The 21,787-nt window shown below is 62.1% G+C and carries 20 protein-coding genes; 11 read left to right on the forward strand and 9 right to left on the reverse strand.

Annotated elements, in window-relative coordinates:
* Positions 1-132 precede the first annotated feature (132 nt).
* Complete coding sequence (locus AC1DXO_RS20410) at positions 133-2,526, forward strand: lytic transglycosylase domain-containing protein (RefSeq protein ID WP_476980029.1); 2,394 nt, start codon at positions 133-135, stop codon at positions 2,524-2,526.
* A gap of 313 nt (positions 2,527-2,839) precedes the next feature.
* Here AC1DXO_RS20410 and AC1DXO_RS20415 read toward each other — a convergent pair whose 3' ends face one another.
* The 3 genes from AC1DXO_RS20415 to AC1DXO_RS20425 are packed head-to-tail and all read right to left on the reverse strand — an operon-like array spanning position 2,840 to position 5,385.
* The gene (locus AC1DXO_RS20415) at positions 2,840-3,601 is read right to left on the reverse strand and encodes an ABC transporter ATP-binding protein (RefSeq protein ID WP_476980030.1); all 762 of its coding nucleotides are present in this window, start codon (positions 3,599-3,601) and stop codon (positions 2,840-2,842) included.
* Positions 3,602-3,604: 3 nt separating this feature from the next.
* A complete protein-coding gene (locus AC1DXO_RS20420) occupies positions 3,605-4,600 on the reverse strand; it encodes a FecCD family ABC transporter permease (protein ID WP_476980031.1) in 996 nt (331 codons plus the stop codon).
* A complete protein-coding gene (locus tag AC1DXO_RS20425) occupies positions 4,600-5,385 on the reverse strand; it encodes an ABC transporter substrate-binding protein (protein ID WP_476980032.1) in 786 nt (261 codons plus the stop codon). Before AC1DXO_RS20425 ends, AC1DXO_RS20420 begins: the two co-directional genes overlap by 1 nt.
* A 193-nt stretch (positions 5,386-5,578) precedes the next feature.
* On the opposite strand from AC1DXO_RS20425, the gene AC1DXO_RS20430 reads away from it, so the two are divergent.
* From AC1DXO_RS20430 to AC1DXO_RS20440, 3 genes are all read left to right on the forward strand, one after another.
* Positions 5,579-6,502, forward strand: coding sequence for a class I SAM-dependent methyltransferase (locus AC1DXO_RS20430; protein ID WP_476980033.1), 924 nt, complete (start codon positions 5,579-5,581; stop codon positions 6,500-6,502).
* Positions 6,499-7,290, forward strand: a complete 792-nt coding sequence (locus tag AC1DXO_RS20435; protein ID WP_476980034.1) for a TrmH family RNA methyltransferase — start codon at positions 6,499-6,501, stop codon at positions 7,288-7,290. The genes AC1DXO_RS20430 and AC1DXO_RS20435 overlap by 4 nt, the downstream gene beginning before the upstream one ends.
* A gap of 101 nt (positions 7,291-7,391) precedes the next feature.
* Entirely contained in the window at positions 7,392-7,550 is a 159-nt protein-coding gene (locus tag AC1DXO_RS20440) for a hypothetical protein (RefSeq protein WP_476980035.1), read from the forward strand.
* 230 nt (positions 7,551-7,780) lie between these two features.
* On the opposite strand, the gene AC1DXO_RS20445 is transcribed toward AC1DXO_RS20440, so the two are convergent.
* Positions 7,781-8,437, reverse strand: a complete 657-nt coding sequence (locus AC1DXO_RS20445) for a glutathione S-transferase family protein (protein WP_476980036.1) — start codon at positions 8,435-8,437, stop codon at positions 7,781-7,783.
* 79 nt (positions 8,438-8,516) lie between these two features.
* Positions 8,517-10,976 (reverse strand): ATP-dependent helicase HrpB, encoded by a 2,460-nt coding sequence (gene hrpB / locus AC1DXO_RS20450; protein WP_476980037.1) that lies wholly within the window; start codon positions 10,974-10,976, stop codon positions 8,517-8,519.
* Positions 10,977-11,084: 108 nt separating this feature from the next.
* On the opposite strand from hrpB, the gene parS reads away from it, so the two are divergent.
* The 3 genes from parS (at position 11,085) to cysE (ending at position 13,033) form a co-directional block, all read left to right on the forward strand.
* The gene (parS, locus tag AC1DXO_RS20455; protein WP_476980038.1) at positions 11,085-11,609 is read left to right on the forward strand and encodes a type II RES/Xre toxin-antitoxin system antitoxin; all 525 of its coding nucleotides are present in this window, start codon (positions 11,085-11,087) and stop codon (positions 11,607-11,609) included.
* On the forward strand, positions 11,606-12,085 hold the full coding sequence (locus AC1DXO_RS20460) for an RES family NAD+ phosphorylase (protein WP_476980039.1): 480 nt from the start codon (positions 11,606-11,608) through the stop codon (positions 12,083-12,085). The genes parS and AC1DXO_RS20460 overlap by 4 nt, the downstream gene beginning before the upstream one ends.
* Before the next feature lie 120 nt (positions 12,086-12,205).
* Positions 12,206-13,033 carry a serine O-acetyltransferase gene (cysE, locus tag AC1DXO_RS20465; RefSeq protein ID WP_476980040.1) on the forward strand — a complete coding sequence of 276 codons (828 nt, stop codon included), beginning with the start codon at positions 12,206-12,208 and terminating at the stop codon, positions 13,031-13,033.
* A 42-nt stretch (positions 13,034-13,075) separates the two neighbouring features.
* Here the strand turns inward: cysE and AC1DXO_RS20470 are convergent, their stop codons facing one another.
* The 3 genes from AC1DXO_RS20470 to AC1DXO_RS20480 all read right to left on the reverse strand — a co-directional run bounded on the left by AC1DXO_RS20470 (position 13,076) and on the right by AC1DXO_RS20480 (position 17,706).
* The gene (locus AC1DXO_RS20470) at positions 13,076-14,755 is read right to left on the reverse strand and encodes a family 2A encapsulin nanocompartment cargo protein cysteine desulfurase (protein ID WP_476980041.1); all 1,680 of its coding nucleotides are present in this window, start codon (positions 14,753-14,755) and stop codon (positions 13,076-13,078) included.
* A 58-nt stretch (positions 14,756-14,813) separates the two neighbouring features.
* A complete protein-coding gene (locus tag AC1DXO_RS20475) occupies positions 14,814-15,737 on the reverse strand; it encodes a family 2A encapsulin nanocompartment shell protein (protein WP_476980042.1) in 924 nt (307 codons plus the stop codon).
* Between the two features lie 385 nt (positions 15,738-16,122).
* Positions 16,123-17,706: an amino acid permease gene (locus AC1DXO_RS20480; RefSeq protein WP_476980043.1), complete on the reverse strand. Its 1,584-nt coding sequence runs from the start codon at positions 17,704-17,706 to the stop codon at positions 16,123-16,125.
* A gap of 179 nt (positions 17,707-17,885) precedes the next feature.
* Here AC1DXO_RS20480 and AC1DXO_RS20485 point away from each other — a divergent pair, with 179 nt between their 5' ends.
* The gene (locus AC1DXO_RS20485; protein ID WP_476980044.1) at positions 17,886-18,575 is read left to right on the forward strand and encodes an MBL fold metallo-hydrolase; all 690 of its coding nucleotides are present in this window, start codon (positions 17,886-17,888) and stop codon (positions 18,573-18,575) included.
* A 113-nt stretch (positions 18,576-18,688) separates the two neighbouring features.
* Here AC1DXO_RS20485 and AC1DXO_RS20490 read toward each other — a convergent pair whose 3' ends face one another.
* Complete coding sequence (locus tag AC1DXO_RS20490; RefSeq protein WP_476980045.1) at positions 18,689-18,994, reverse strand: SCP2 sterol-binding domain-containing protein; 306 nt, start codon at positions 18,992-18,994, stop codon at positions 18,689-18,691.
* Between the two features lie 139 nt (positions 18,995-19,133).
* Between AC1DXO_RS20490 and AC1DXO_RS20495 the strand changes: the two genes are divergently transcribed.
* From AC1DXO_RS20495 to AC1DXO_RS20505, 3 genes are all read left to right on the forward strand, one after another.
* On the forward strand, positions 19,134-20,315 hold the full coding sequence (locus AC1DXO_RS20495) for a BaiN/RdsA family NAD(P)/FAD-dependent oxidoreductase (protein ID WP_476980061.1): 1,182 nt from the start codon (positions 19,134-19,136) through the stop codon (positions 20,313-20,315).
* Positions 20,316-20,402: 87 nt separating this feature from the next.
* Positions 20,403-21,404 (forward strand): glycoside hydrolase family 53 protein, encoded by a 1,002-nt coding sequence (locus tag AC1DXO_RS20500; protein ID WP_476980046.1) that lies wholly within the window; start codon positions 20,403-20,405, stop codon positions 21,402-21,404.
* An 8-nt stretch (positions 21,405-21,412) separates the two neighbouring features.
* Positions 21,413-21,727, forward strand: coding sequence for a hypothetical protein (locus tag AC1DXO_RS20505; protein WP_476980047.1), 315 nt, complete (start codon positions 21,413-21,415; stop codon positions 21,725-21,727).
* Positions 21,728-21,787: the final 60 nt, after the last annotated feature.

Genomic DNA, 21,787 nt, shown 5'->3' on the forward strand with positions numbered 1-21,787 from the left:
GCATTTCGCCATCGCATACGGAAGATTGTCGAAAAAATAGCCATAGATAAGCCGGGCGCGGGCTGCAATCACTTTATAAAAAGAAACTATCCCGTATAGTCCCAAGTCAGTAGCCAATTTCCGGATGTTTTGATGCCCTTTACGACACAACGCACCCTCGCCCGCTTTTCACGCAAAGCCCTGCTGATTTGCGGCGTCTGCGCCCTGAGCTTCAGCCTCCTGCAGCCCGTGTCGGCGCAGGACGATCCGGCATCGGGCCTGCCCGAAAACGCGGCCCCGGCGGCGACGGCACCGGCACAAGATACGGCCAGGCCGTATGTGGCGTCGCAACTGTCCGATTCGGATCAGCAAATGCTGGCCTCGGCCCTGCAATCGGTGAAGACACGTAATTTTGCACAGGCCGACAGCCTGGCCCATACCCTGGCCAATCCGGTGGCGCGCAAGATCGTCACCTGGGCTATCATCAATAACGACGGCAATATCTACAGCTTCGCCGCGCTCGATGCCGCCCGGCGGGACCTCTGGGGCTGGCCGCGCGAAGCCAAGCGCCAGATCGCTGCCGAAAAAATGATCGGCATGTCGGGCATGACCGCCCAGCAGACGGTCGAATGGTTCAATGGCGCGCCGCCGCAAAGCGTCGAGGGCGCTTCGGCCCTGATCACCGCCTATGGCAACCTGGCGCGCACGGATGACGCCGCCAAACTGGCCAAGACGTGGTGGCGCAGCGAAACCTTTGACAGCGGCGCCCAGGCGAATTTCTACCAGGCCTTCGGTCAATACCTGACCCAGGACGACCACAAGGCGCGGCTGGCCTGCCTGGAGCTGAACAGCCAAAGCGGCAGTTCGCAGGCCATCCGCGACCTGTTCCCCTATGTCGACCAGCATCAGCGCGACGTCGGCAATGCCGTCATCGCCATGCGCACCAGCTCTGCCGGCAGTGATGGCCTGTACCAGCAGGCCCTGGCCGGCGATCCGCATAATCCCGTCCTCGCCTATTCGCGCGCCAAATACCTCTCCGGCAAGGGCCTGGAAGCCTTGGGCTACGGCATTCTGAACGATCTGCCGCCGGCGTCGATGAGTCCCGATGCGGCCAGCCAGATGTACAGCCTGCGCCTCGCCTATTTCAAATCGGCGCTTAAAGCACACGATTACCGTGCGGCCTATAATGCGATGAACGGCGGCGGTTTCGAGAACGGGGAAAGCAAGGCCGAGTCCGAATTCTTCGCCGGCTGGATGGCCCTGATCAAGCTGAACGACAAGGACGCGGCGATCTCGCATTTCCAGAACCTGGCCACCGCCGGGACATCACCGATTACCCAGGGCCGCGCCAACTACTGGCTCGGCCGTGCCTACGAAGCGCGCAACAACCCGAGCAACGAATTCGGCCAGAGCGACGCCAACTCGGCCCAGGGCTATTATGCGAAGGGCGGCCAGTTCATCTACGCCTTCTACGGCCAGTTGGCCGCCGAGAAGGCCGGCGTCAAGGAGATCGTGCTGGGCAAGGACCCGGTGCCGACCCAGGCCGATCGCGACCGCTTCAACAGCCGCGACCTGGTCCAGGCGGCTCGCATCCTTGGCAATATGGGCGAAATCGACCTGTTCCGTCAGATTATCCTGCTGCTCGACACCGTCCTGCCCAATGGCGAGGAAGAGGCGCTTCTGGTCGACATGACGGCCATGTACGACACCCAGATCGTTGCCATGAAGGTCGCCCGCATGTCGATGCAGCGTGGCTTCTACCTGCCCGAACGCGCCTATCCGGTGCGTGACGTGCCAGGCGCCACCTCTGCAGAAAAGGCCTTTGTCCTGGCCATTGCGCGCCAGGAAAGCGGCTTCGACCCGACGGTCCGGTCGCACGCCAATGCGCGCGGCATGATGCAGATGATTCCGTCGACGGCGCGCGCCGTGGCGCGTCGCCTGTCGATGCCGTACAGCGAATCCAAGCTGTATGAGCCTGAATATAATATGACCTTGGGCGCCTATCACCTGGGCGAACTGGTCGACCACTTCGACGGCTCCTACATCATGGCCGCTGCCGGCTATAATGCCGGCCCCAGCCGGATGAAGCTGTGGATCAGCGACTGCGGCGATCCGCGCGGTCCCGGCGCCGATGCCTTGTCGTTCATCGAATGCCATCCGTTGCGCGAAACCCGCGACTATATGATGCGCGTGACGGAGAACACCCGCGTCTATCGCGCGCGCCTGAATGGCGGCCGGGCGCCCTTGACGGCCATGGCCGATGTGACGCGCGGTATTCCGGCGCCGATCGGCGGCTTCGACGCGGAAGAATTCGGTGACATTGGAGACGGCGGCGCGGACGGCGCACCGGATCAACCGATCGGTTATCTCGACTATCAGAAACAAAGCGCCATGACCGCAGCCGCGGTTGCCGCGCCGGCGGTGGCGACCATGAAACCGCTGGCCAATCCGAAGCCTGTCGCCAAGCCTGTGTCGAAAAAGAAGGCCACCCCGGCCAAGGTCAAGCGCAGCACCAAGGCGACCAAGAAAAAGAAGAAGCACGGCTGATGGACGGCATTGGCGTTCGCGTAGTTTTTTGAAATTACAGCAATTTTCAACGCGGAAAGCGCCGAAAAGACGGACAAGGCACGGAAACAAAGTTCGGCGAAGCCAAATCTAGGGTGCAACCGCTCCCGCGCGAAGCGCCTTCTTTTCATGAGCGTTGACACAGGAGTGGTATGAAGGCCCTTCGGGCAAGAACCTGTCAGCCTGCTCCATTTCCGCGCCTTGTCCGCCTTTTCTGCGCTTTCCGCGTTCAAACTTACCGTAAGTTCAGGAACGTCACAAATTAGTGGCCAAACGCGGACGAAAGCCTCCCGCCTTATAGCAAAGGCATGAAATCCAGCCGCAAGGTCCGGCGGCCCTCCGACTCGATCAGTTCGCCCTTGAGGTTGAACACCTCGGACAGATATTCCGGCGAGAAGATAATCTCCGGCCCTGCCATCTTGACCAGGCGACCGTGATGCATCAGCAGCACCTCATCGGCGAACTGCGCCGCCAAGTGCAGGTCATGCAGGCTCAACACCACAGTCTGTCCGGCCGCCGCCTTTTCACGCAACCGGATCAGCACCATCCGCTGCCACGCAGGATCCAGCGCGATCAGCGGCTCGTCAAGCAGGTAGATCTGCGCCGGGCTGACCAAAACCCGCGCCAGCAGGACACGCGCCCTCTGGCCACCCGACAGGCCGAACACACCGCGGTCGCTGACCTCCTGAAGCCCCAGCGCCTGAAGCTCGGCAAACGCCTTTTGCCGCGCCAGTTCCGGTGTCAGGTGCTGACAGCCGAGCGACGCGATATCGACCGACGCCAGGTCCCAGGCGACACTGCGTTCCTGCGGCAGGTAGGCTATATGCCCTGCCCGCCGCGCCGGCGCCATCTGGGCCAGGTCATCGCCGTCCAGGCTAATCGCGCCCCCGGCCAGCGGCAGCAACGACGCCATGGCCTTTAACAGGGTCGTCTTGCCGGCGCCATTGGGCCCGACCAGGACATAGAGCTTGCCCGGAGTCAGGTTGGCGCTGACGTCGTGAACGACATCGACACCGCCCAGTTTCACGCCGACATCTGTAAGTTCCAGCCCCGACATCGCCTAATCCTGCATCCATGAACGGGCCGAACGATAGGCGAGGATGGCGAACAGGGGCGCACCGATCAGCGAGGTCAGGACGCCCAGCCGCAATTCACCCGAGGCGTGGATGACGCGGATCAGGCCGTCCGCCATCAGGACCATCAGGCCGCCGGTAAGGGCCGACGGCCAGATCAGGCGATACGGATCCTTGATGCCCATGGCGCGAACAAAGTGCGGTGACGCCAGGCCGACAAATCCGATCACTCCCGCCACCGCAACGGCCAGGCCAGCCAGCAGCGACGAGCCAACGACGATGACCTGGGTCAGGCGCGTCATATCGATGCCCATTGACCGCGCTGTTTCTTCGCCCAGGGTGAGGAAACGCAGGCCGCGGCCGAGACGAAGGCACAGAAAACTTACCATACACAGGCCGAAGATACTCATCAGCACATCGAACCAACTGCGGTTTTCAACACTGCCCATCATCCAGCCCATGATTTCGGACTGCGTCACCGGCGACGGCGCCAGATTGAAGATCAGCGACATCAGCGCGCCGCACAGGCTGGACAGCCCGACACCCAGCAGGATCAGGGCCTGGCGCTGCGGAAACCTCTGGACGAAGACCAGCAGCAGAATAGCGATACCCGCCGCCCCGACCAGCGCAAAGCCTTCGATGACGAACGGAATCAGGCCCAGGCCGGCGACAATGGCGATCGCAGCGCCCAGCCCGGCGCCAGCCGACACGCCCAGCAGTCCAGGCTCGGCCAGCGGGTTGCGCAGCAGCCCCTGCATCAGGGCGCCGCTCATCCCCAACATGGCGCCGACGCCGACAGCCGTCAGGTTGCGCGGCAGGCGAATGCCCCAGACGACTTCGGCGCCCAGCGACCTGGGGTGCAACATGGCGTCGCCCCAGGCGTGCAGACTCAGCGGCACGTCACCGAGAAACATCAGGCCAATCAGCAGGACGGCAATAGCGACGCCGAGCGAGACATTCAGGGCAAAGGTCGAAGCATGCATCAACCGCCCCTTCCCGGTGTCAGCGGTTCCTGGGACAGGTTCTCCAGATCGTAGGCGGTGAACCAGCCGGCGCAGCTCAGGGCCCGCGCCGGGATAACCAGGCTGGGCCTGGCTGCTATAGCGGCGCGGACCAGCGGATGCCGCCCGGGCACGCGGCGCATGGCATAGCGGTCGTCGTAAAAGCCGAGGGCGAAGACGTCGGGTTTCAAGCTCAGCAATACCTCCGGCGACAGGTAGAAGAACCCCTTATCCTGAGTCTCGAGCCGAAAACCCAGATGTTTCAACATATCCCCGACCATGGTGTCGGGCCCGGCGCTGTAACCGCCCGGTGTATAGTAGAGGACGGTACGCCCCGCCCCGATCGGCTGGATATTCGCCATGGCCTTGTCGAAACGGTGCGCCTCTATGCCGGCGCTGGCCGCCTGGTCGAGGGCATCGCCGACGCGAAACAGCTCGTCGCGCGCCTGGTCATAGCTGTGGACGTCATTGATACTGACGATCTTGACGCCATAGTGCGCCAGGCGCTGCAGCAGGCGGGCATCGCCGCCCCAGGTGCGCACGACGACATCGGGTTGCAGCGCCAAAATGGTCTCCAGCTTCGGCTTGACGCGCGGAATGCCGACCACGCGGTCGCGAAAATAGGAATCTTCGAGCGTCGCCCGGTCGGACAGGGCCACGACCTCGCTGCGCGGCACCAGGCCCAGCACATATTGGTCGGCGCAGCCGTCGAGCGAGACGACGCGCGGCGGCGTTTCGGCTTGGGCCGGGCTCGTGACGGCCAGCATACCGGCCAGAAGTCCGCAGGCGGCGCTCGCGATAGCCGCCCGGAATGGACTTCCTTTGTGCCTGCGCCTCGCACCCATCTGTAGCCCGCCTGATCCCCTGGGACGTGAAGCCAAAAACCGTAAAAGGATTCTGCTGCGCTGCACAGCCGATAAAGCGCTTGCCGAAGCCACGACCAACCCTTATGGCCAAAACATGATCATAGCCGACATGCCCACCACCCTGCGCACCGAAGCCTGGAGCGATTACGCCCTGGTCGATTCCGGCCATGGCAAGAAGCTGGAACGCTATGGCGACTACCTGGTCGTGCGTCCCGAACCGCAATGCTGGTGGCAGCCGAAATACCCATCTCTGTGGGAGCGGGCAGACGCTATTTTCGATCCGGCGGTAGACGAGGACGAAGGGCGCTGGACCTTTACCCGCCAGCCGGCCGAGCAGTGGAGCCTGGGCTGGGGCGATGTCAAATTCAACGGCCGCTTCACCAACTTCCGTCACCTCGCCTTCTTTCCCGAACAGGCCGCCAACTGGGCCTGGCAGCAGCAGGCCGTGGCAGCGCGCCCGGGCATGCGCGTGCTCAACCTGTTCGGCTATACCGGTGTGGCCAGCCTGGTCGCCGCGGCGGCCGGCGCCAAGGTCACCCATGTCGATGCGTCAAAAAAAGCCATCGGCTGGGCGCGCGACAATGCCGCTCTGTCCGGCCTTAGCGAAGCGCCGGTGCGCTGGATCTGCGAGGACGCGCGCAAATATGTCCAGCGCGAGGTCAAGCGCGGCTCGAAATACGAAGGTATTATTCTCGATCCGCCAAAATACGGCCGCGGCCCGACCGGCGAAGTGTGGCGCCTGTTCGAAGACCTGCCCGAGATGATCAACCTGTGCGCCCGCCTGCTCAGCGACGACGCCGCCTTCCTGCTGCTCAACGCCTATGCTGCGCGGGTTTCCGGCCCTGCTCTGGCACACCTGGTCGCCGAAGCCGTCGGCCAGGCTAAGGGCGGAGTTGTCGACCACGGCGAACTGACCCTGCGCGAAGACAGCAAGCCGCCCAAGGGGCAAAAGCCTGTCGCCGTCGCCCCGCGGGAAATCGGCCTGTCCTTCTTCGCGCGCTGGCAGGGCGACGCATGATCAAGCAGGTCACCTCGCTCACCAACCAGACGGTGAAGGACATCCGCGCCCTGCATATGCGCAAGGAGCGCGAGGCGACGGGCCGGTTCCTGGCCGAGGGGCTGAAGATCATTATCGACGCGCTCGACCAGGGCTTTGCGCCTCTGATCCTGGTTTATGGCCGCACAGACGATCCGCATCCGATGCTGCAACGAGCGATCGGCGAGACCCTGGCCGCGCACGGCGAAGTTCTGGAAGTCACGCACGAAATCCTCGAAAAGATCTCGCGCAAGGACAATCCGCAGATGGTCGTCGCGGTCTTTCCGCAGGTTTACAAGACCCTCGCCGACATCGATCCGGCCAGCAATGATGTCTGGGTCGCCCTGGAACAGGTGCGCGATCCCGGCAATCTCGGCACCATCATCCGCACGGCTGACGCGGCCGGCATCGGTGGGGTCATCCTGATCGGCGACTGCGTCGATCCGTTCAGCGTCGAAACCGTCCGCGCCACCATGGGATCGATCTTCGCCCTGCCCGTCGTAAAATGTACGCGCGAAGCCTTCCTGGCCGACCGCGCACGTTGGACGGGTTCCGTGGTCGGCACCCTGCTCAGCGCCACGCACAATCACCGCACCGCCGAGTATCGCCGCCCGACCCTAGTCCTGATGGGAACGGAGCAGTCCGGCCTGACGCCCGACATCGCGGCGGCCTGCGACACCCACGTCAAGATTCCGATGAAGGGCCGTGCCGACAGCCTGAACCTGTCGGTCGCCACCGGCATCATGATCTATGCCGCGGCGGGGCTTTGATCCGAAAATATTAAATGAATTTAATATTGTAGCCGGTTCATCCGGCGTTCATCCTGCCTTGCGTAGCTTGAGCCCGCACGGCTATCCAAGGGGCTTATCCAATGACACACAAAACGGCATCCATCGCCATCAAACTCACCTGCATGGCGGTTCTCGCAGCCTGCCTGTCGGGTTGCATCATCTATGTCGACCACGACGATGACCTGCGCAAGACGCCGACCTCGTCTGACGAAAAACCGGCCCAGACCGGCAGTTTCTAACCTATCATAAAGTAAAGGCACACACCATGAAGACGATCGCTATCCTACTGACCGCCGCCCTGTTGGCCGCCAGCCTGTCCGGCTGCATCATCATCGACCGCAGCGATTCACCACAGTCGTTCCAGGCGCGTTGAGTTGCTCCAACGGCAAGTGAATTGACGCGCTCGCCGTTGGCAAGGGCGACCGCCCGCCGCGCATGTTTGCGCGAGCCATGCGGCGCCTGAGCTCTATTAAGCATAGGCGTAAGGACCGCCTCGCTCGAGGGCGCGCTTGTAGGCCGGTCGCGCATGAATGGTTTTCAGCCATTCACTGATGTGCGGCCGGTTTCCTATTCCACCACGGCTGCCGGCTGCCTCGACCGGAAAACTCATCATGATATCGGCGGCGGTGAAATCCTCGCCGGCAAACCACGGCGTTTTCGCCAATGTACCTTCCCACAGGTTCAACATATTGGTCAGGTTGGCGGTGACCAGGGTGGCTTCAATCGTCTTGGCAATGCCCGAGGCAATGGGCTTTACGAAGAAGGGCGCGCGCTTGCGTATATTGGTCGTGATCAGCTTCAGCACCAGGGGCGTCATGAAGCTGCCTTCGGAAGCGTATATCCAATAGGTATAGGCACGCCGCTCCGCGCCCGCCGTCGGCACCAGGCGCCCACCGCCATAGGTCGTCAGGATATAGTCGATGATCGCGCCACTCTCAGCGATAGTCAGGTCGCCATCGGTAATGACCGGCGACTTGCCCAGCGGGTGCACGGCCTTCAGTTCCGGCGGCGCCAGATAGCCCTTGTCGCGCTTATAGACCTTGATCTCGTAAGGCAGGCCCAGTTCTTCGAGCAGCCAGAGGATGCGTTGCGAGCGCGAATGGTCGAGGTGATGGACGACAATCATGACAACTCCTGTTCGAGCTATACGCTTGGCGCGAGACAACAGATTTGGGTCGCGTTGACGTTTACGTCAAGTGCAATTGTCAGGTGCCGCGCGGTTTGGCGCGTGTCGTCGGATCGGCTTCGCGCGGGTTTTCCGGCCAGACATGGCGCGGATAGCGGCCCTTCATGTCGCTGCGCACATCCGACCACGATCCGTTCCAGAAGGCCGGCAGGTCCTTGGTGATCTGGATCGGCCGGTGAGCCGGCGACAACAGGGCCAGGGTTATCGGCGTCTTCCGTGGCCCAACGGTGGGATGGGCGGTCGTGCCGTACAATTCCTGGACGCGGACATCGACGCGTGGCCCGCCTTCGGCGTCATAGTCGACACGGATATTGGAACCGGTCGGCATGCGCAGGCTTTCCGGCGCCAGCTTGTCGAGGCTGCGTTGCTGGTCATGGTTTAGCCGCGCCCTCAGCGCGTCGCGCACCTCATGGGCCGCTAAGGACAGCATGGACCGCCCGGCAGCATAGGGCCCAAGCCAGGTTTCCAGATCGGCCAGCAGGGCGTCATCCGACATGTCCGGCCAGGCATCGTCCTGACCGCGCAGGAAGGTCACCCGGGCGCGCAGGGCTTGGGCCTCTTCCGACAGCTTTAGCGCCCTCAGCCCCTTGGCCTGGATCGCCTGCGCCTCGGCATGTAGCAGCAGTTCGGGCGGCACCTTGTCGAGGGGTTTGCTACTTAGGATAACAGCGCCCAGCCGCACCTGGGCAAAGGCGCGGAAACGGCCGCTGCTGTCATCGAGCACAGTCGAACGATCCAGCCGGTCGGCAAACAGGCTGAGAATGTCGGCTTCGCTGAGCGGCGCTGCCAGCAGGATACGGTCGCGGTCCTTGCCACCGCCGAGATCACCGATCGCCAGATAGGGCGCACGCGCCAGAATATCGTGCTCGTCGACATAGGCGCCGCGGCCATTGGCCATGACGAATTCCCTGGGCTTGCCGCGTGCCTTGGCGATCCGTTCGGGAAAGGCTTCCGCCAACAGATGATGCGCCACGGCCCGGGCGGGACCGCGCCCGGCCTTGACCAACTCTTGAGCCTGCCGTGCCCAGCCCTGCGCCAGTTGCCGCGCCTGGGTTACCTTGGGCGTACGGTCGCGCGACAGGGCTTCGAGACGAAGGTCGAGATCGGTAGCCTTGCCGCCCAAGCCATTTTCCGACAGCAGCGCCGCCAGGCTGGCGCCAACCTCGGCTGCGCCCTGCTCGGCCGCCTTCAGCAGCATATTGGCCAGGCGCGGCGCCATCGGCAGTTGCGCCATGCGCCGGCCGTGCCCAGTCAGGTCACCGGCGACATCGAGCGCGCCCAGGTCACGCAACAGCTTGACGGCCTCAGCCATGGCGGCCTTCGGCGGATGATCGAGCAGAGCCAGGTCGTCGGTCGATTTCGCGCCCCACATGCGCAAGCTTAGCGCCAGTTGCGACAGGTCGGTTTCGAGGATCTCCGGCTTGGCAAACGGGATCAGCGAGCGGTCCTGCTCTTCATCCCACAGCCGGTAGGCATCGCCCGCCTGGGTGCGCCCTGCCCGGCCGCGCCGCTGGTCGGCTGAGGCTTTCGATACGCGTTCGGTTACGAAGCGCGTAACACCGCGCGCCGGATCGAATCGGCCCAGGCGCGACAGGCCGCAATCGACAACCATGCTGACCCTGTCCAGGGTCAGGGAGGTTTCAGCAATGGCTGTCGCGAGAACGATCTTGGGATGGCCGGGTTCATTGCGCGCCAGAACCCGGGCCTGGTCGCGGAAATCCATGGCGCCATACAGCTTGTGGACGTCGATATACGGCGCCAGCTTGGCATCGTCGAGATAGCGGCCGACGCGGTGGATTTCGCCCTGGCCTGGCAGAAAGACCAGCAGGGTTTCGGCGCGCTCGGGCGCCAGTTTGCTTGACAACCGCGCCACGTGGCGGGCCAGATCGGCCTCCATCATCTGGTTCTGGTCACGGCCAAGATAGTGGGTGGTGACCGGGAAGCTGCGGCCCAGCGACTGGAAGCTGTGACCTTCGGGCAGCAGGTTGAGAATGCGTTCGCCGTCCAGGGTCGCCGACATGACCAGCAGACGCAGGTCATCGCGCAGCAGCGACTGGCTTTCGCGGGCAAAGGCCAGCCCCAGATCGGCGTCGAGACTGCGTTCGTGAAATTCGTCGAAGATGACGCATCCAACATTATCGAGACCGGGATCGGACAGGATACGACGTGAAAAAATGCCTTCCGTCACGACCTCAATGCGCGTCCTCGCCGACATCTTCGACTCGCCGCGCACCCGAAAGCCGACGGTCTGGCCGACAGGTTCGCCCAGGGTCTCGGCCATTCGCGCCGCCGCCGCCCGCGCCGCCAGCCGGCGCGGTTCGAGCAGGATGATCGACTGTCCGACCAGCCACGGCTCATCGAGCAGGGCAAGCGGCACGCCCGTGGTCTTGCCGGCACCGGGCGGCGCGATGATCACCGCCGTGGTGTTGTCACGCAAAAAGGCCTTGAGGGGCGGGAATATCTCTTCGACGGGCAGCATGGGGCGTGAGTAGCAGAGGCCAGTGGAGTCGGCAGCCTATTTTTTTGGGTGTCAGGGTAGACATTGACATCCATTTGATATATTTAAAAAGCTCATTTGGAGATTTCCATGTCCAAGCACGCGCAACCAGACGAGACATTCAAGCCTGCGCAAGACTCCGCTAAGGCTACCGGTGTGGCGGAAGCCGGCGTCGCGTTTCACGGATTGTCCGAATTCAGCCTGCTGTACAGGAACGGCCGGGACCGGCACGTCAGGACGATCCGTACCGGCGTACCAGCGACCTATATCAAGGACTTGGGCGGTCGCCTGAAGCTGCAGCAAAAAGAGCTTCTGAATGCCCTGAATATCTCGCAGGCGACGATGAGCCGCAAAGCGGCGTCCGATGTCGCCTTGTCGTCGTCGGACAGTGAACGGGTTCTGGGCGTAGCCAAGCTGATCGGCCAGGTCGAGACCATGATGGCGGAATCGAGCGATGTTCGCGACTTCGACGCTGCCGAATGGGTCGGGCGGTGGCTGACCCGGCCGGCACGCGCATTGGGCGGAGTAAAGCCGATCGACTATCTCGACACGATCGAGGGGCAGGGTCTGTTGTCCGACCTCCTGGCCAAGCAGCAGAGCGGCGCCTACGCGTGAGCCGGACGGTCTGGCGAATCGGCACGGTGACGCCCGCCTGGTCGGCCGATGACACGACCGGGATCGGCGCCTACATCACCGGCGGCCGGTGGAACTACAAAGACACGCACATGTTGTATTGCGCCGAGACCCGGGCGATGTGCTGTCTCGAGACCTTGGTCCATCTCGATGACGACCCGCTGCCGTTTAACCGTTTCCTGGTGCGATACGATATTCCGGACGATATGTGGGATGCACGGGCGATCATCGATGCCCGCAGCGCGCCGGGCGGATGGGACACCCTGCCCTTCGGTATGCCCAGCATGAAATACGGCACGGACTGGGCCAAGCGCTGCGCACAGGCGGTTCATGTCGTGCCATCGGTGGTCATCCCCGAAGAGACCAATGTCCTGATCAATCCGGCGCATCCGGATGTGAAGCGGATAACGGCAACCATAATTCGACGGTGGACCTATGATACCCGGTTCCGGCCATAGGGGCACTTGAGACAAGCCGTTTGCGCCCTTGCGAAAGGAATGGTAAAGCGAAGGGGAGTGCATTGCGACGCCACACAGCAGCGAAACACTAATCCTGTTCACCCGCTGCTGGAGGCTCACATGACGCATGTGTTCGAAGTCATCCGACCCGACGACAAGGCTATCTGGTTCAATCTGCGGCAAGAGGCCGCCGATGCCTTACAGGCCGAACCGGGACTGGCTTCGATGCTACATTCCACCATCCTGTCGCACGACGATATGGCCAGCGCGCTGAGCTATCATATCTCGCGCAAGATGGGCGACGACACCATCCGTGGCATGACCCTGCGTGAGATCATCAACAGGGCCTACGCCGCCGACGCGACGCTGGTCGACTATGCCCAGGCCGATCTGCACGCCGTCTATGAGCGCGATCCGGCCGCCACGGGCTATCTGCAGGCCTTCATGTTCTTCAAGGGCTTCCTCAGCCTGCAAATCTATCGCGTGTCGCACTGGCTGTGGCGTCAAGGTCGTTTCACGATCGCCCATTTTCTGCAAAGCCGCGTGTCGGAACTGTTCCAGATCGATATCAACCCAGCGGCGCGAATTGGCAAGGGCGTCCTGCTGGATCACGGCACCGGTATTGTCATCGGTGAAACGGCTGTGGTCGGCGACGACTGTTCGATCTTGCAGGGTGTGACCCTGGGCGGGACCGGCGCCGAACGCGGCGACCGCCACCCCAAGATCGGCCGCGGCGTGCTGCTGGGCGCCGGGGCCAATGTGCTGGGTAATATTACGGTCGGCGACTACGCCAAGATCGCGTCCGGCTCGGTTGTTTTGATTCCTGTGCCGGCGCACTGCACGGCGGCCGGCGTGCCGGCACGGTTGGTCAATTGCCGCACAGCCGACGATCCGGCCCGGGCGATGGATCACACCCTGTCGGATATCTATCTCGACTATTCGATTTAAGACGAAAAAGAACCCAGCGGACAGGCATCCGCCGGGTTGCTGCTATTTCTGAACGCTCAACCGGCGCACAACCTTGGCCAAAGCGTCGAGGTCTTCGAACGTATTGTACAGGGCCAGTGACGGCCTGACGGTCGCCTCCAACCCCATACGGCGCAGGATCGGTTGCGCGCAGTGGTGGCCGGCCCGCACAGCAATGCCTTCCGAGCTCAAGGCCTTGCCGATTTCCGGCACCGAAATATGGTCCATGACGAAGGAAATCACGCCCGCCTTTTCGGCCGCCTGCCCTATGATGCGGACGCCCTTGATGTCGGTCAGCAGGTGTGTCCCGTAGACCAGCAGATCATGCTCGTGCGCGGAAATCGCGTCCATGCCGATCTGCATCACGTAATCGAGGGCGGCGCCCAGACCCACCGCGTCGGCGATGTTGCCCGTACCGGCCTCGAATTTCCATGGTGCGCCATGGTATTTGATATGCTCGAACGTCACGTCGGCGATCATGTTGCCGCCGCCCTGCCAAGGCGGCATGTCGTCGAGGATATCCGACTTGCCATACAGAACCCCGATACCGGTCGGGCCGAATACCTTATGGCCTGAGAAGACGAACAGGTCGGCATCGAGCGCCTGAACATCGACCGCCATGTGCGAAACGCTCTGGGCGCCATCGAGCAGGACCTTGGCGCCGTGGGCGTGGGCCATGTCGATCATTAGTCGGGCGGGCGTCACGGTGCCCAGCGCATTCGATACCTGGGTGAAGCTGACCAGCTTGACCTTGTCATTGAGCAGACGGGCATAGTCGTCGATCAGGATTTCACCCCGGTCGTTGACGGGCGCGACCTTCAGCTTGAAGCCCAGTTCGTCGGCCAGGCGGACCCATGGCACGATATTGGCGTGGTGCTCCAGATGGGTGACGATGACCTCGTCGCCAGGGCCCAGATTGGCGCGTCCCCAGCTTTGAGCCACCAGATTGATGGCTTCGGTCGTGCCACGGACAAAGACGATATTGTCGGTCGACGGTGCGTTGAGGAACCGGCGGGCGCTTTCACGGGCCGCTTCGTAGGCGTCGGTCGACCGCGCCGCCAGTTCATGCGCCGCCCGATGGATATTGGAATTCTCGTGAGTATAGAACTGGCTGAGCCGGTCGATCACCGCCTGCGGCTTTTGTGTCGTGGCGGCATTGTCGAGCCAGACCAGAGGCTTGCCGCGGACGGTTTCCGCCAGGATGGGGAAATCCCTGCGGTAACGGCGGGCGTCGAAATGCGACACGCCGGCCACCGGCAAGGTCGGCGTCGCGGCGGGTGGTGTGCCGGGCGTTGTCGCAGGCGCGCCACCCGATTCCGGGCGTGGCTTCAGGAAATAAAAGCCATCGTCGGCGCCCTGGGCCGGCGGTGAGAAACCCGACGGAGCGGTCGGGCGACCGAGGTTCGGCATGCCGGCCCCAGGCTGCAGACCGCTTTCACACGGTATATCGAAGCCAAGCGTCAGGACATTAAGCTGCGGCGACGCCGGCAGGCCCGGCGTCCTGCCGAAGCCACCCAGAGCGGGACTGACCGGTTTGGCCGGCGTATCGGCCGTCGGCAGGGTCGAATAGTGCGGCAAGGTATCCGGAAAATCCGGAGTCGCGGCCGGCGACGGAGCTGTTGGCAAAGGACCGGCAGGCATGGGCGAGGCCATCGTCGGATTGACGCCACCGGATGGCAGGGCGGCAAACAGATTTTTCGCCATGCCGGCAATCATAGCCAATTCGGCCGCGTCAACACCTTGGGGCGTATTTGGGGGCATATCAGGCGTAGTTGTAGACATGATACTGGTCCACTTCTACGTCTTCCAGAACAGCGAGCGCGTCGTTGGTCAGAACGGCAGCCGAGCAGTAGAGCGAGATCAGATAGGACGAGATCGCCTTGTTATTGATGCCCATGAAACGCACCGACAGACCCAGGGATTGTTCACCCGGCAGGTTCGGCTGGTAGAGGCCGATAACGCCCTGGCGTTCCTGACCGGTGCGCATCAGCAGGATCTTCGACTTGCCGTTCTCGATCTTGACCTTGTCGGACGGCACCAGCGGGATGCCGCGCCACGTCAGGAAGGGCGAACCGTAGATCGACACGGTGGGGGGCGGTACGCCGCGGCGCGTGCATTCACGGCCGAAAGCGGCGATCGCCTTGGGATGCGCCAGGAAGAAGGCGGGTTGCTTCCAGACACGCGAAATCAGTTCGTCGAGATCGTCCGGGGTCGGGCGTCCGGCGCGTGTCTTCAGGCGGAACTCGGGCGCGGCATTGCTCAGCAGGCCATATTCGGCATTGTTGATCAGTTCGCTTTCCTGGCGTTCCTTGATCGTCTCGATGGTCAGGCGCAGTTGCTCGGCGATCTGGGGATGCGGGACGCTGTACAGATCGGAGACGCGGGTGTGGATTTCGACCACGGCATTGACGGCGCTGAGCAGAATTTCGCGCGGATTTTCTTCGTAATCGACGAAGGTTTTGGGCAGGATGCGTTCGTCGCGCGAGGAACAGTCGACTTCGATCGTGCTCTCGTCCTTGACCTTGTTAAGGCGGAAAATACCGGCCTCGACAGGCACCCATTCCAGGAAGTGGACGAGCCAGCGCGGCGTGATCGTCGACAGTTGCGCGGTTGTCTTGGTTGCGTTGGCCAACTGGCGCGCGGCAACGTCACCCAAGGCGGTGGGCGGGGTAAAGTCTTCAGCCATGTGAGAAAAAAGCCCTTTAAGCGTAAGTTGAGGGGAGGAAAATACCTGCCTGCCCTCATAGGCTCGTCGGGATTATCAGAATTTCATAAGGAGAATAATTGCTTCGCGCAAGCACAATAATACAGCTAATTTCAGTATTTTTTCCTTTAAAACCAAACTGTTTAAGTGTCCTATAAACTGCATCATCCATGTGCAAATTGACATTCGTTACTGCTTTCGAGGTGATGACAGAACGCAGCGACGCCCTCTTTGGATTTGTGTGCGGCGCCTTATAAGCCGGGAAAGTTACAACGTCACGCCGCGCCTTAGGTTGACCTCAAGCCACCGCTTTACGCCGCTGCACTCAAAAAAAACGCCCGGTCGAAACCGGGCGTTTTCATCATTTTTAGGTGGTGCCCGGAGGCGGCGGCAGGTCCGCGTCGTTTTCGTGGTCTTCGATGACGCCCTTACGGACGTGTGAATTCCAGAAGCCGTAGGCGAAGTAAAGTACCAGGCCGATCAAGGCCCAACCGATGAAAACCAGTTTCGACTCCATGCCCAGGCTGAAGAACAGCAGCAGGCACCCGACGATCGATAACGGAGCGACGACAAATACCAGAGGAGTCCTGAATGGCCGTACGCGGTTCTTGTCGGTGATACGCAGGACCATGACGCCGACGGAGACAGCCGCGAAGGCAAACAGCGTACCGGCATTGGAATAGTCGGCCAAGGCACCGACCGGCAGGAAAGCGGCCGCTATGGCCACGACAACGCCGGTGACGATCGTGATGACCCAGGGGGTCTTGAACTTCGAATGGACGGAGCTCAGAACCTTAGGCAGCAGGCCGTCACGCGCCATGACGAAGAAGACGCGCGTCTGGCCATACATCATCAACAGGACGACGGAAGGCAGGGCAATCGTCGCGGCGAGCCCAACCAGGTAGCCAAAGATCGGGTTCGGGTTCACTTCACGCAGCACGTAAGCCAGGGCTTCCTTGGAGCAGACGAGCGGCGAATGGGCGGATTGGCAGGCGGCGCTGGCATATAGTTCCGGGGAGCCGTCAGCGAAATAGGTGCCCGTTGCCGGATCGATCAGCGGCTGGCCGCCAAACGAACCGATAACACCGCTGGCGACCAGCAGATAGAAGACGGTACAGATGAGCAGCGAGGCAATCAGGCCGATCGGCACGTTGCGTTGCGGGTTCTTTGTTTCTTCAGCCGCCGTCGACACAGCGTCGAAACCGACATAGGCGAAGAAGATCGAGGCCGCCGCACCCAGCACACCGGTGCCGGTCGAATCGAAGGGGTTACCCCAACCGCGCGGCGTGAATGGGTGGAAATTGCTCATATGGCCGGTGACCAGGGGCAGGGTGATCACGATGAACAGGGTCAGGGCCGCGATCTTGATCGCCACCAGAACCGCATTGAACGTGGCGCTTTCCTTGGTGCCGATAACCAGAAGGGTCGTGACCAGGGCCGTGATCAGAACGGCTGGCAGGTTGATCACGCCACCGATTTCACCGCCGTGGATGAAGCCGACCGAAATCGGCGGCCCCACCGTCAAGGCGTGTGGTAGATTTATGCCCAGGGCCTCGAGGAAGCCGACAATGTGTCCGGACCAGCCAACGGCCACGGCGCTGGCGCCCAAAGCATATTCCAGAATCAAGGCCCAGCCGACCAGCCAGGCCATCAATTCACCCATAACGGCATAGGAATAGGTGTAGGCCGAACCGGCCACCGGCACCATCGAGGCCAGTTCGGAGTAGCACAGCGCCGCCAGAGCGCAGACGATACCGGCGATGATAAACGAGACCATCATACCCGGGCCGGCCTTTTGCGCCGCCGTGGCGGTCAGCACGAAGATACCGGTGCCGATAACCGCGCCTATGCCGAGCAAGGTCAGTTGGACAGCACCGAGAGATCTGTGCAGGGATTTCTTTTCGGCTGTCGCCAGGATCGCATCCAGCGGCTTAATGCGCCAATTGATCATTTTTCACCCTTTTATTTTATTGAGCCTTGTGCGGGCATCCCCGGCACAGGCTGATCGGGCGAGACTATAACGCAAAAGTTAAGTCTGCAACTGCTTTGCGGAGTCTTGAAATATAAGGCGTTGATCCTAAGGCGGGCACACGCCATATAGGGCGGACCTTAACCAAGAGCGTTGCGACCATGACCCCGCCCGAGCCCCCCGTCCGCCTGTTTGTTGCCCCCGTCACGCCGCTGGAGCAGAATTGCACGGTCGTCTGGTGCACAAAGACGGGCAAGGCGGCGATCATCGATCCAGGCGGCGACATCGAACCTGTGTTGGAGGAAATCGCCCGTCGCGGCCTGACGGTCGAGAAGATCTGGGTCACCCACGGTCACGCCGACCACGCCGGCGGCACGAAGCGGTTGAAGGCACTGACGGGCGTCCCGATCGAAGGCCCGCATCGCGACGACCAGTTCTGGATCGACCGTATCCCTGAGGATGGCATGCGTTGGGGACTGGTCGGAGAAAGCTTTGTACCCGACCGCTGGCTGGAAGACGGCGACACGGTCACCCTGGGCGAGACGACCTGGGACGTCATTCATTGTCCGGGCCATACACCGGGCCACGTCATCTTTTATCACGCGCCGACTCAGTTCGCCCAGGTCGGTGACGTCCTCTTCGCCGGATCGATCGGACGGACCGACTTTCCGCGCGGCAACCACGCAGACCTGATCGCGTCGATAACCCAGAAGTTATGGCCCTTGGGTGATGTCCGTTTCGTGCCGGGACACGGGCCGATGTCGAGCTTCAACCGTGAACGGCAAAGCAACCCCTATGTCGGCGACCGCGTCGTCGGTCGAGCTGGACCGAATACGACGGGCGCTGGTTGAGGAAGAAAAAGGCAAGAGAGCACGATCCGTCGGCGGACCCCGGCACATTCAGAGTTAACTCGCGCTCCCAGTTGTGGGGTCCGCCGACGGACCGTGTCCCCTTGCCTTCCTTCTTAGCCCTTCAACAGCGGCGCCAGTTTCTGGGCCACAGACATGTCACCCTGTATCTTCATCTTGCCCATCATGAAGGCCATCATCGGGTCCAGCGAACCGGCCGCCATAGCTTTCAGGTCGTCGATGCTGATCTGGATGGTCGTATCGGCGGCGCCGTCATCATTGCTGACGATGTTCGGCACGACGGCGGCATTGATCAGGATCTTGCCGACATCGCCGAAGTCGAACTTGACGATTTTGCCCAGCCCGGAGTTGTGGCCAACCGCTGTGGTGATTTTTTGCGTGATGGTTTCGAGATCGGACATGGCGTTTCTCCTGATGTGCGCCTAAAGGTGGCGCGACCTTAGCGAAGTTTTCGCGCACGGCAAGATAGACGTCGCGTCAAGTCCCCGTGATTTTTAAGGTCAGTGATTTTCAGGAGTTACCTTGGCCCGATCCAACGACATGACCTTCGACGCCGTAATATTGGGCGCCGGCGCGGCCGGGCTGATGTGCGCCATCGAAGCCGCGCGGCGCGGCCGGCGTACCCTGCTGATCGATCACGCCGCCAAGCCGGCCGAGAAGATTCGCATCTCGGGCGGCGGCAAGTGCAACTTCACCCACCTGAAGGCCACGCCGAAGAACTTCCTGTCGCAGAACCCGGCCTTCTGCATCTCCGCCCTGAAACGCTACACAGCGTCAGATTTCCTCGACCGCGTCACCAAGCGCGGCATCCCCTATTTCGAAAAGACCGAAGGCCAGCTGTTCTGCGAAAACTCGGCCAACGACATCATCGACATGCTGCTGGACGACCTGCGGGCTGCCGGCGGTATCCTGTGGCTTGGAACAACGGTTACCGCCATTGAACACTCCGCCACGGGCTTTGAAGTCGTGACCAACCGCGGCACGGTGCGCTGCGCCAAGCTGGTCATGGCGACCGGCGGGTTGTCGATCCCCAAGATGGGCGCCACCGGCTTCGCCTACGAGATCGCACGCCAGTTCGGCCACAGCATCGTCGATACGCGCGCTGGCCTGGTGCCGTTTGCCCTGGGCGACGACAAGCTGGCGGTTTTGAACGGCTTGGCGGGAGTCTCGCTGACGGCCAGCGTTACAGTTGACAAGACGAAATTCAGCGACGGCTTCCTGTTCACCCACCGCGGCCTGTCGGGTCCGGCTGTGCTGCAGGCGTCCAACTACTGGCATGTCGGCCAGCCCGTCACTGTCGACCTGATGCCGGAAGTGGACGTCATGACCTGGCTGCTCGACAAGAAGCGCAACCGGCCCAAGGCGCAGTTGGGCACGATCATCGGCGAATTGCTGCCTAAGCGGCTGGCCGAGCGCTGGATCGACATTTTCAAACTGCCCAACGAGGGCCGGATGGCCGAACTGTCGAATGCCACGCTGACCCAGGTTGCCGATGCTGTGCGGGCCTGGACCTTTACGCCCATGGGCACGGAAGGCTATCGCACGGCCGAAGTGACGCTCGGTGGGGTCGATACCCACGGGCTGTCGTCCCAGACCATGGAAAGCCAGATCGTGCCGGGCCTCTATTTTATCGGTGAGTGCGTCGATGTCACCGGCTGGCTGGGCGGCTATAATTTCCAGTGGGCATGGTCGTCAGGCTGGGCGGCGGGACAAGCAATCTAACATCAGGCGGCGGAAAAATCGCCGCTATGCATCTCTGTAGTGTGAAGGGACGAAAAACGTCTCTCGCTGAACAGGGAGCCAAACATCATGAAAAGCCTATTCAGGCGCGCCGCACTTGCCGCGGCGGCGCTGATCCTTACCCTATGCCCGTTTACCGCCGCCCAGGCTCAGACCTGGGCCGGCGGCGCTGACGTCGGCTGGGTCGACCAGGAAGAAGCGTCAGGGTACAAGTTTTACAACAGTTCCGGCGTTCAGACCGATCCCTTCCTGTTGCTGAAAAATCTCGGCATCGAATCGATCCGGCTGCGGGTCTGGGTCAATCCGTCCGGCGGCTGGAATGACGCGGCCGATGTGCTCTACAAGGCCAAGCGCGCCAAGGCCCAGGGCCAGCGCATCATGATCGACTTCCACTACAGCGACAGCTGGGCCGATCCCGGCAAGCAGACAATTCCGTCACAATGGACCGACCATTCGCTGGCCGCCCTGAAGACCAAGGTCTATCAGCATACCTATGACGTACTGAACTATCTCAAGTCGAACGGCATCACCGTCACCTGGGTCCAGGTCGGCAATGAGATCAATTCGGGCCTGTTGTGGCCGACCGGCAGCACGTCGAATTTCAGCAATGTGGCGGGCCTGCTCAACCAAGGCTATGCCGCCACCAAGGCCGTCTATCCCAGCGCCCTGGTCATTGTCCATCTCGCCAATGCCTATGACAATGCCGCCTTCCGCTGGTTCTTCGACGGATACAAGGCCGCCGGCGGCAAATGGGACGTGACCGGCATGTCGCACTATCCGACCACCTCCAACTGGTCGACACGCAACGCCCAGGCGGGCACCAACATGAACGACATGGCGTCGCGCTACGGCAAACAGGTCATGATCGTCGAGGTCGGCATGGATTACGCCCAGCCCGCCACCGCCAAGAGCATGATCGCCGACCTGATCACGCGCAACAAGGCCGTAACCGGTGGCCTCGGCAAGGGCGTCTTCTACTGGGAGCCGGAAGCCTATCCGGGCTGGCAGGGCTACAATATGGGTGCCTTGACCAGTGCGGGTAAGTTCACCACCGCCCTAGATCCATTCTGAAGCTGGATATGACCGCTATTCCCGCCCGCGCAGCTATCGGCCTGGCACTGGTCTTTGTGCTGGCTGTGGCAGCGTGCGGAGGGGACGACGAACCGCCGCCTGTGCCGCGGGTGCCAGTTTCGCAGTCTGTAGCCGCGGCGCCTGCGACAGGTGGGATGGCCGACGCCAGTGACAGTCCTGCCTCGCTCGGGACTTCGGAGGCGGACGACGATACAGACTCGGAAAGGACCGAGATAGCCTCCGCCAGTGAGTCGGCGTCGGCCCCCGCGGAAGATCCGCCGACAGTCTGGAAAAGCCAGTTGTTTGACGGACATAGTGGTTAAGCAAGGACATTGAGGCCTTCGCGATAGAGACTCACCGGAAGTTGCCTCCCTGACCTACGT

It is taken from the genome of Asticcacaulis sp. P2_C5 (assembly GCF_056404555.1).

What these genes read in the sequence shown, in the direction of transcription:
- AC1DXO_RS20485 (WP_476980044.1), top strand. Translation starts at nt 17,886, where the DNA reads ATGACCCCGCCCGAGCCCCCCGTCCGCCTGTTTGTTGCCCCCGTCACG.
- AC1DXO_RS20440 (WP_476980035.1), top strand. Translation starts at nt 7,392, where the DNA reads ATGACACACAAAACGGCATCCATCGCCATCAAACTCACCTGCATGGCG.
- AC1DXO_RS20480 (WP_476980043.1), bottom strand. Translation starts at nt 17,706, where the DNA reads ATGATCAATTGGCGCATTAAGCCGCTGGATGCGATCCTGGCGACAGCC.
- AC1DXO_RS20470 (WP_476980041.1), bottom strand. Translation starts at nt 14,755, where the DNA reads ATGGCGAAAAATCTGTTTGCCGCCCTGCCATCCGGTGGCGTCAATCCG.
- AC1DXO_RS20495 (WP_476980061.1), top strand. Translation starts at nt 19,134, where the DNA reads ATGACCTTCGACGCCGTAATATTGGGCGCCGGCGCGGCCGGGCTGATG.
- AC1DXO_RS20500 (WP_476980046.1), top strand. Translation starts at nt 20,403, where the DNA reads ATGAAAAGCCTATTCAGGCGCGCCGCACTTGCCGCGGCGGCGCTGATC.
- AC1DXO_RS20415 (WP_476980030.1), bottom strand. Translation starts at nt 3,601, where the DNA reads ATGTCGGGGCTGGAACTTACAGATGTCGGCGTGAAACTGGGCGGTGTC.
- cysE (WP_476980040.1), top strand. Translation starts at nt 12,206, where the DNA reads ATGACGCATGTGTTCGAAGTCATCCGACCCGACGACAAGGCTATCTGG.
- parS (WP_476980038.1), top strand. Translation starts at nt 11,085, where the DNA reads ATGTCCAAGCACGCGCAACCAGACGAGACATTCAAGCCTGCGCAAGAC.
- AC1DXO_RS20475 (WP_476980042.1), bottom strand. Translation starts at nt 15,737, where the DNA reads ATGGCTGAAGACTTTACCCCGCCCACCGCCTTGGGTGACGTTGCCGCG.
- AC1DXO_RS20490 (WP_476980045.1), bottom strand. Translation starts at nt 18,994, where the DNA reads ATGTCCGATCTCGAAACCATCACGCAAAAAATCACCACAGCGGTTGGC.
- AC1DXO_RS20505 (WP_476980047.1), top strand. Translation starts at nt 21,413, where the DNA reads ATGACCGCTATTCCCGCCCGCGCAGCTATCGGCCTGGCACTGGTCTTT.
- AC1DXO_RS20435 (WP_476980034.1), top strand. Translation starts at nt 6,499, where the DNA reads ATGATCAAGCAGGTCACCTCGCTCACCAACCAGACGGTGAAGGACATC.
- AC1DXO_RS20410 (WP_476980029.1), top strand. Translation starts at nt 133, where the DNA reads ATGCCCTTTACGACACAACGCACCCTCGCCCGCTTTTCACGCAAAGCC.
- AC1DXO_RS20425 (WP_476980032.1), bottom strand. Translation starts at nt 5,385, where the DNA reads ATGCTGGCCGTCACGAGCCCGGCCCAAGCCGAAACGCCGCCGCGCGTC.
- AC1DXO_RS20420 (WP_476980031.1), bottom strand. Translation starts at nt 4,600, where the DNA reads ATGCATGCTTCGACCTTTGCCCTGAATGTCTCGCTCGGCGTCGCTATT.
- AC1DXO_RS20445 (WP_476980036.1), bottom strand. Translation starts at nt 8,437, where the DNA reads ATGATTGTCGTCCATCACCTCGACCATTCGCGCTCGCAACGCATCCTC.
- hrpB (WP_476980037.1), bottom strand. Translation starts at nt 10,976, where the DNA reads ATGCTGCCCGTCGAAGAGATATTCCCGCCCCTCAAGGCCTTTTTGCGT.
- AC1DXO_RS20430 (WP_476980033.1), top strand. Translation starts at nt 5,579, where the DNA reads ATGATCATAGCCGACATGCCCACCACCCTGCGCACCGAAGCCTGGAGC.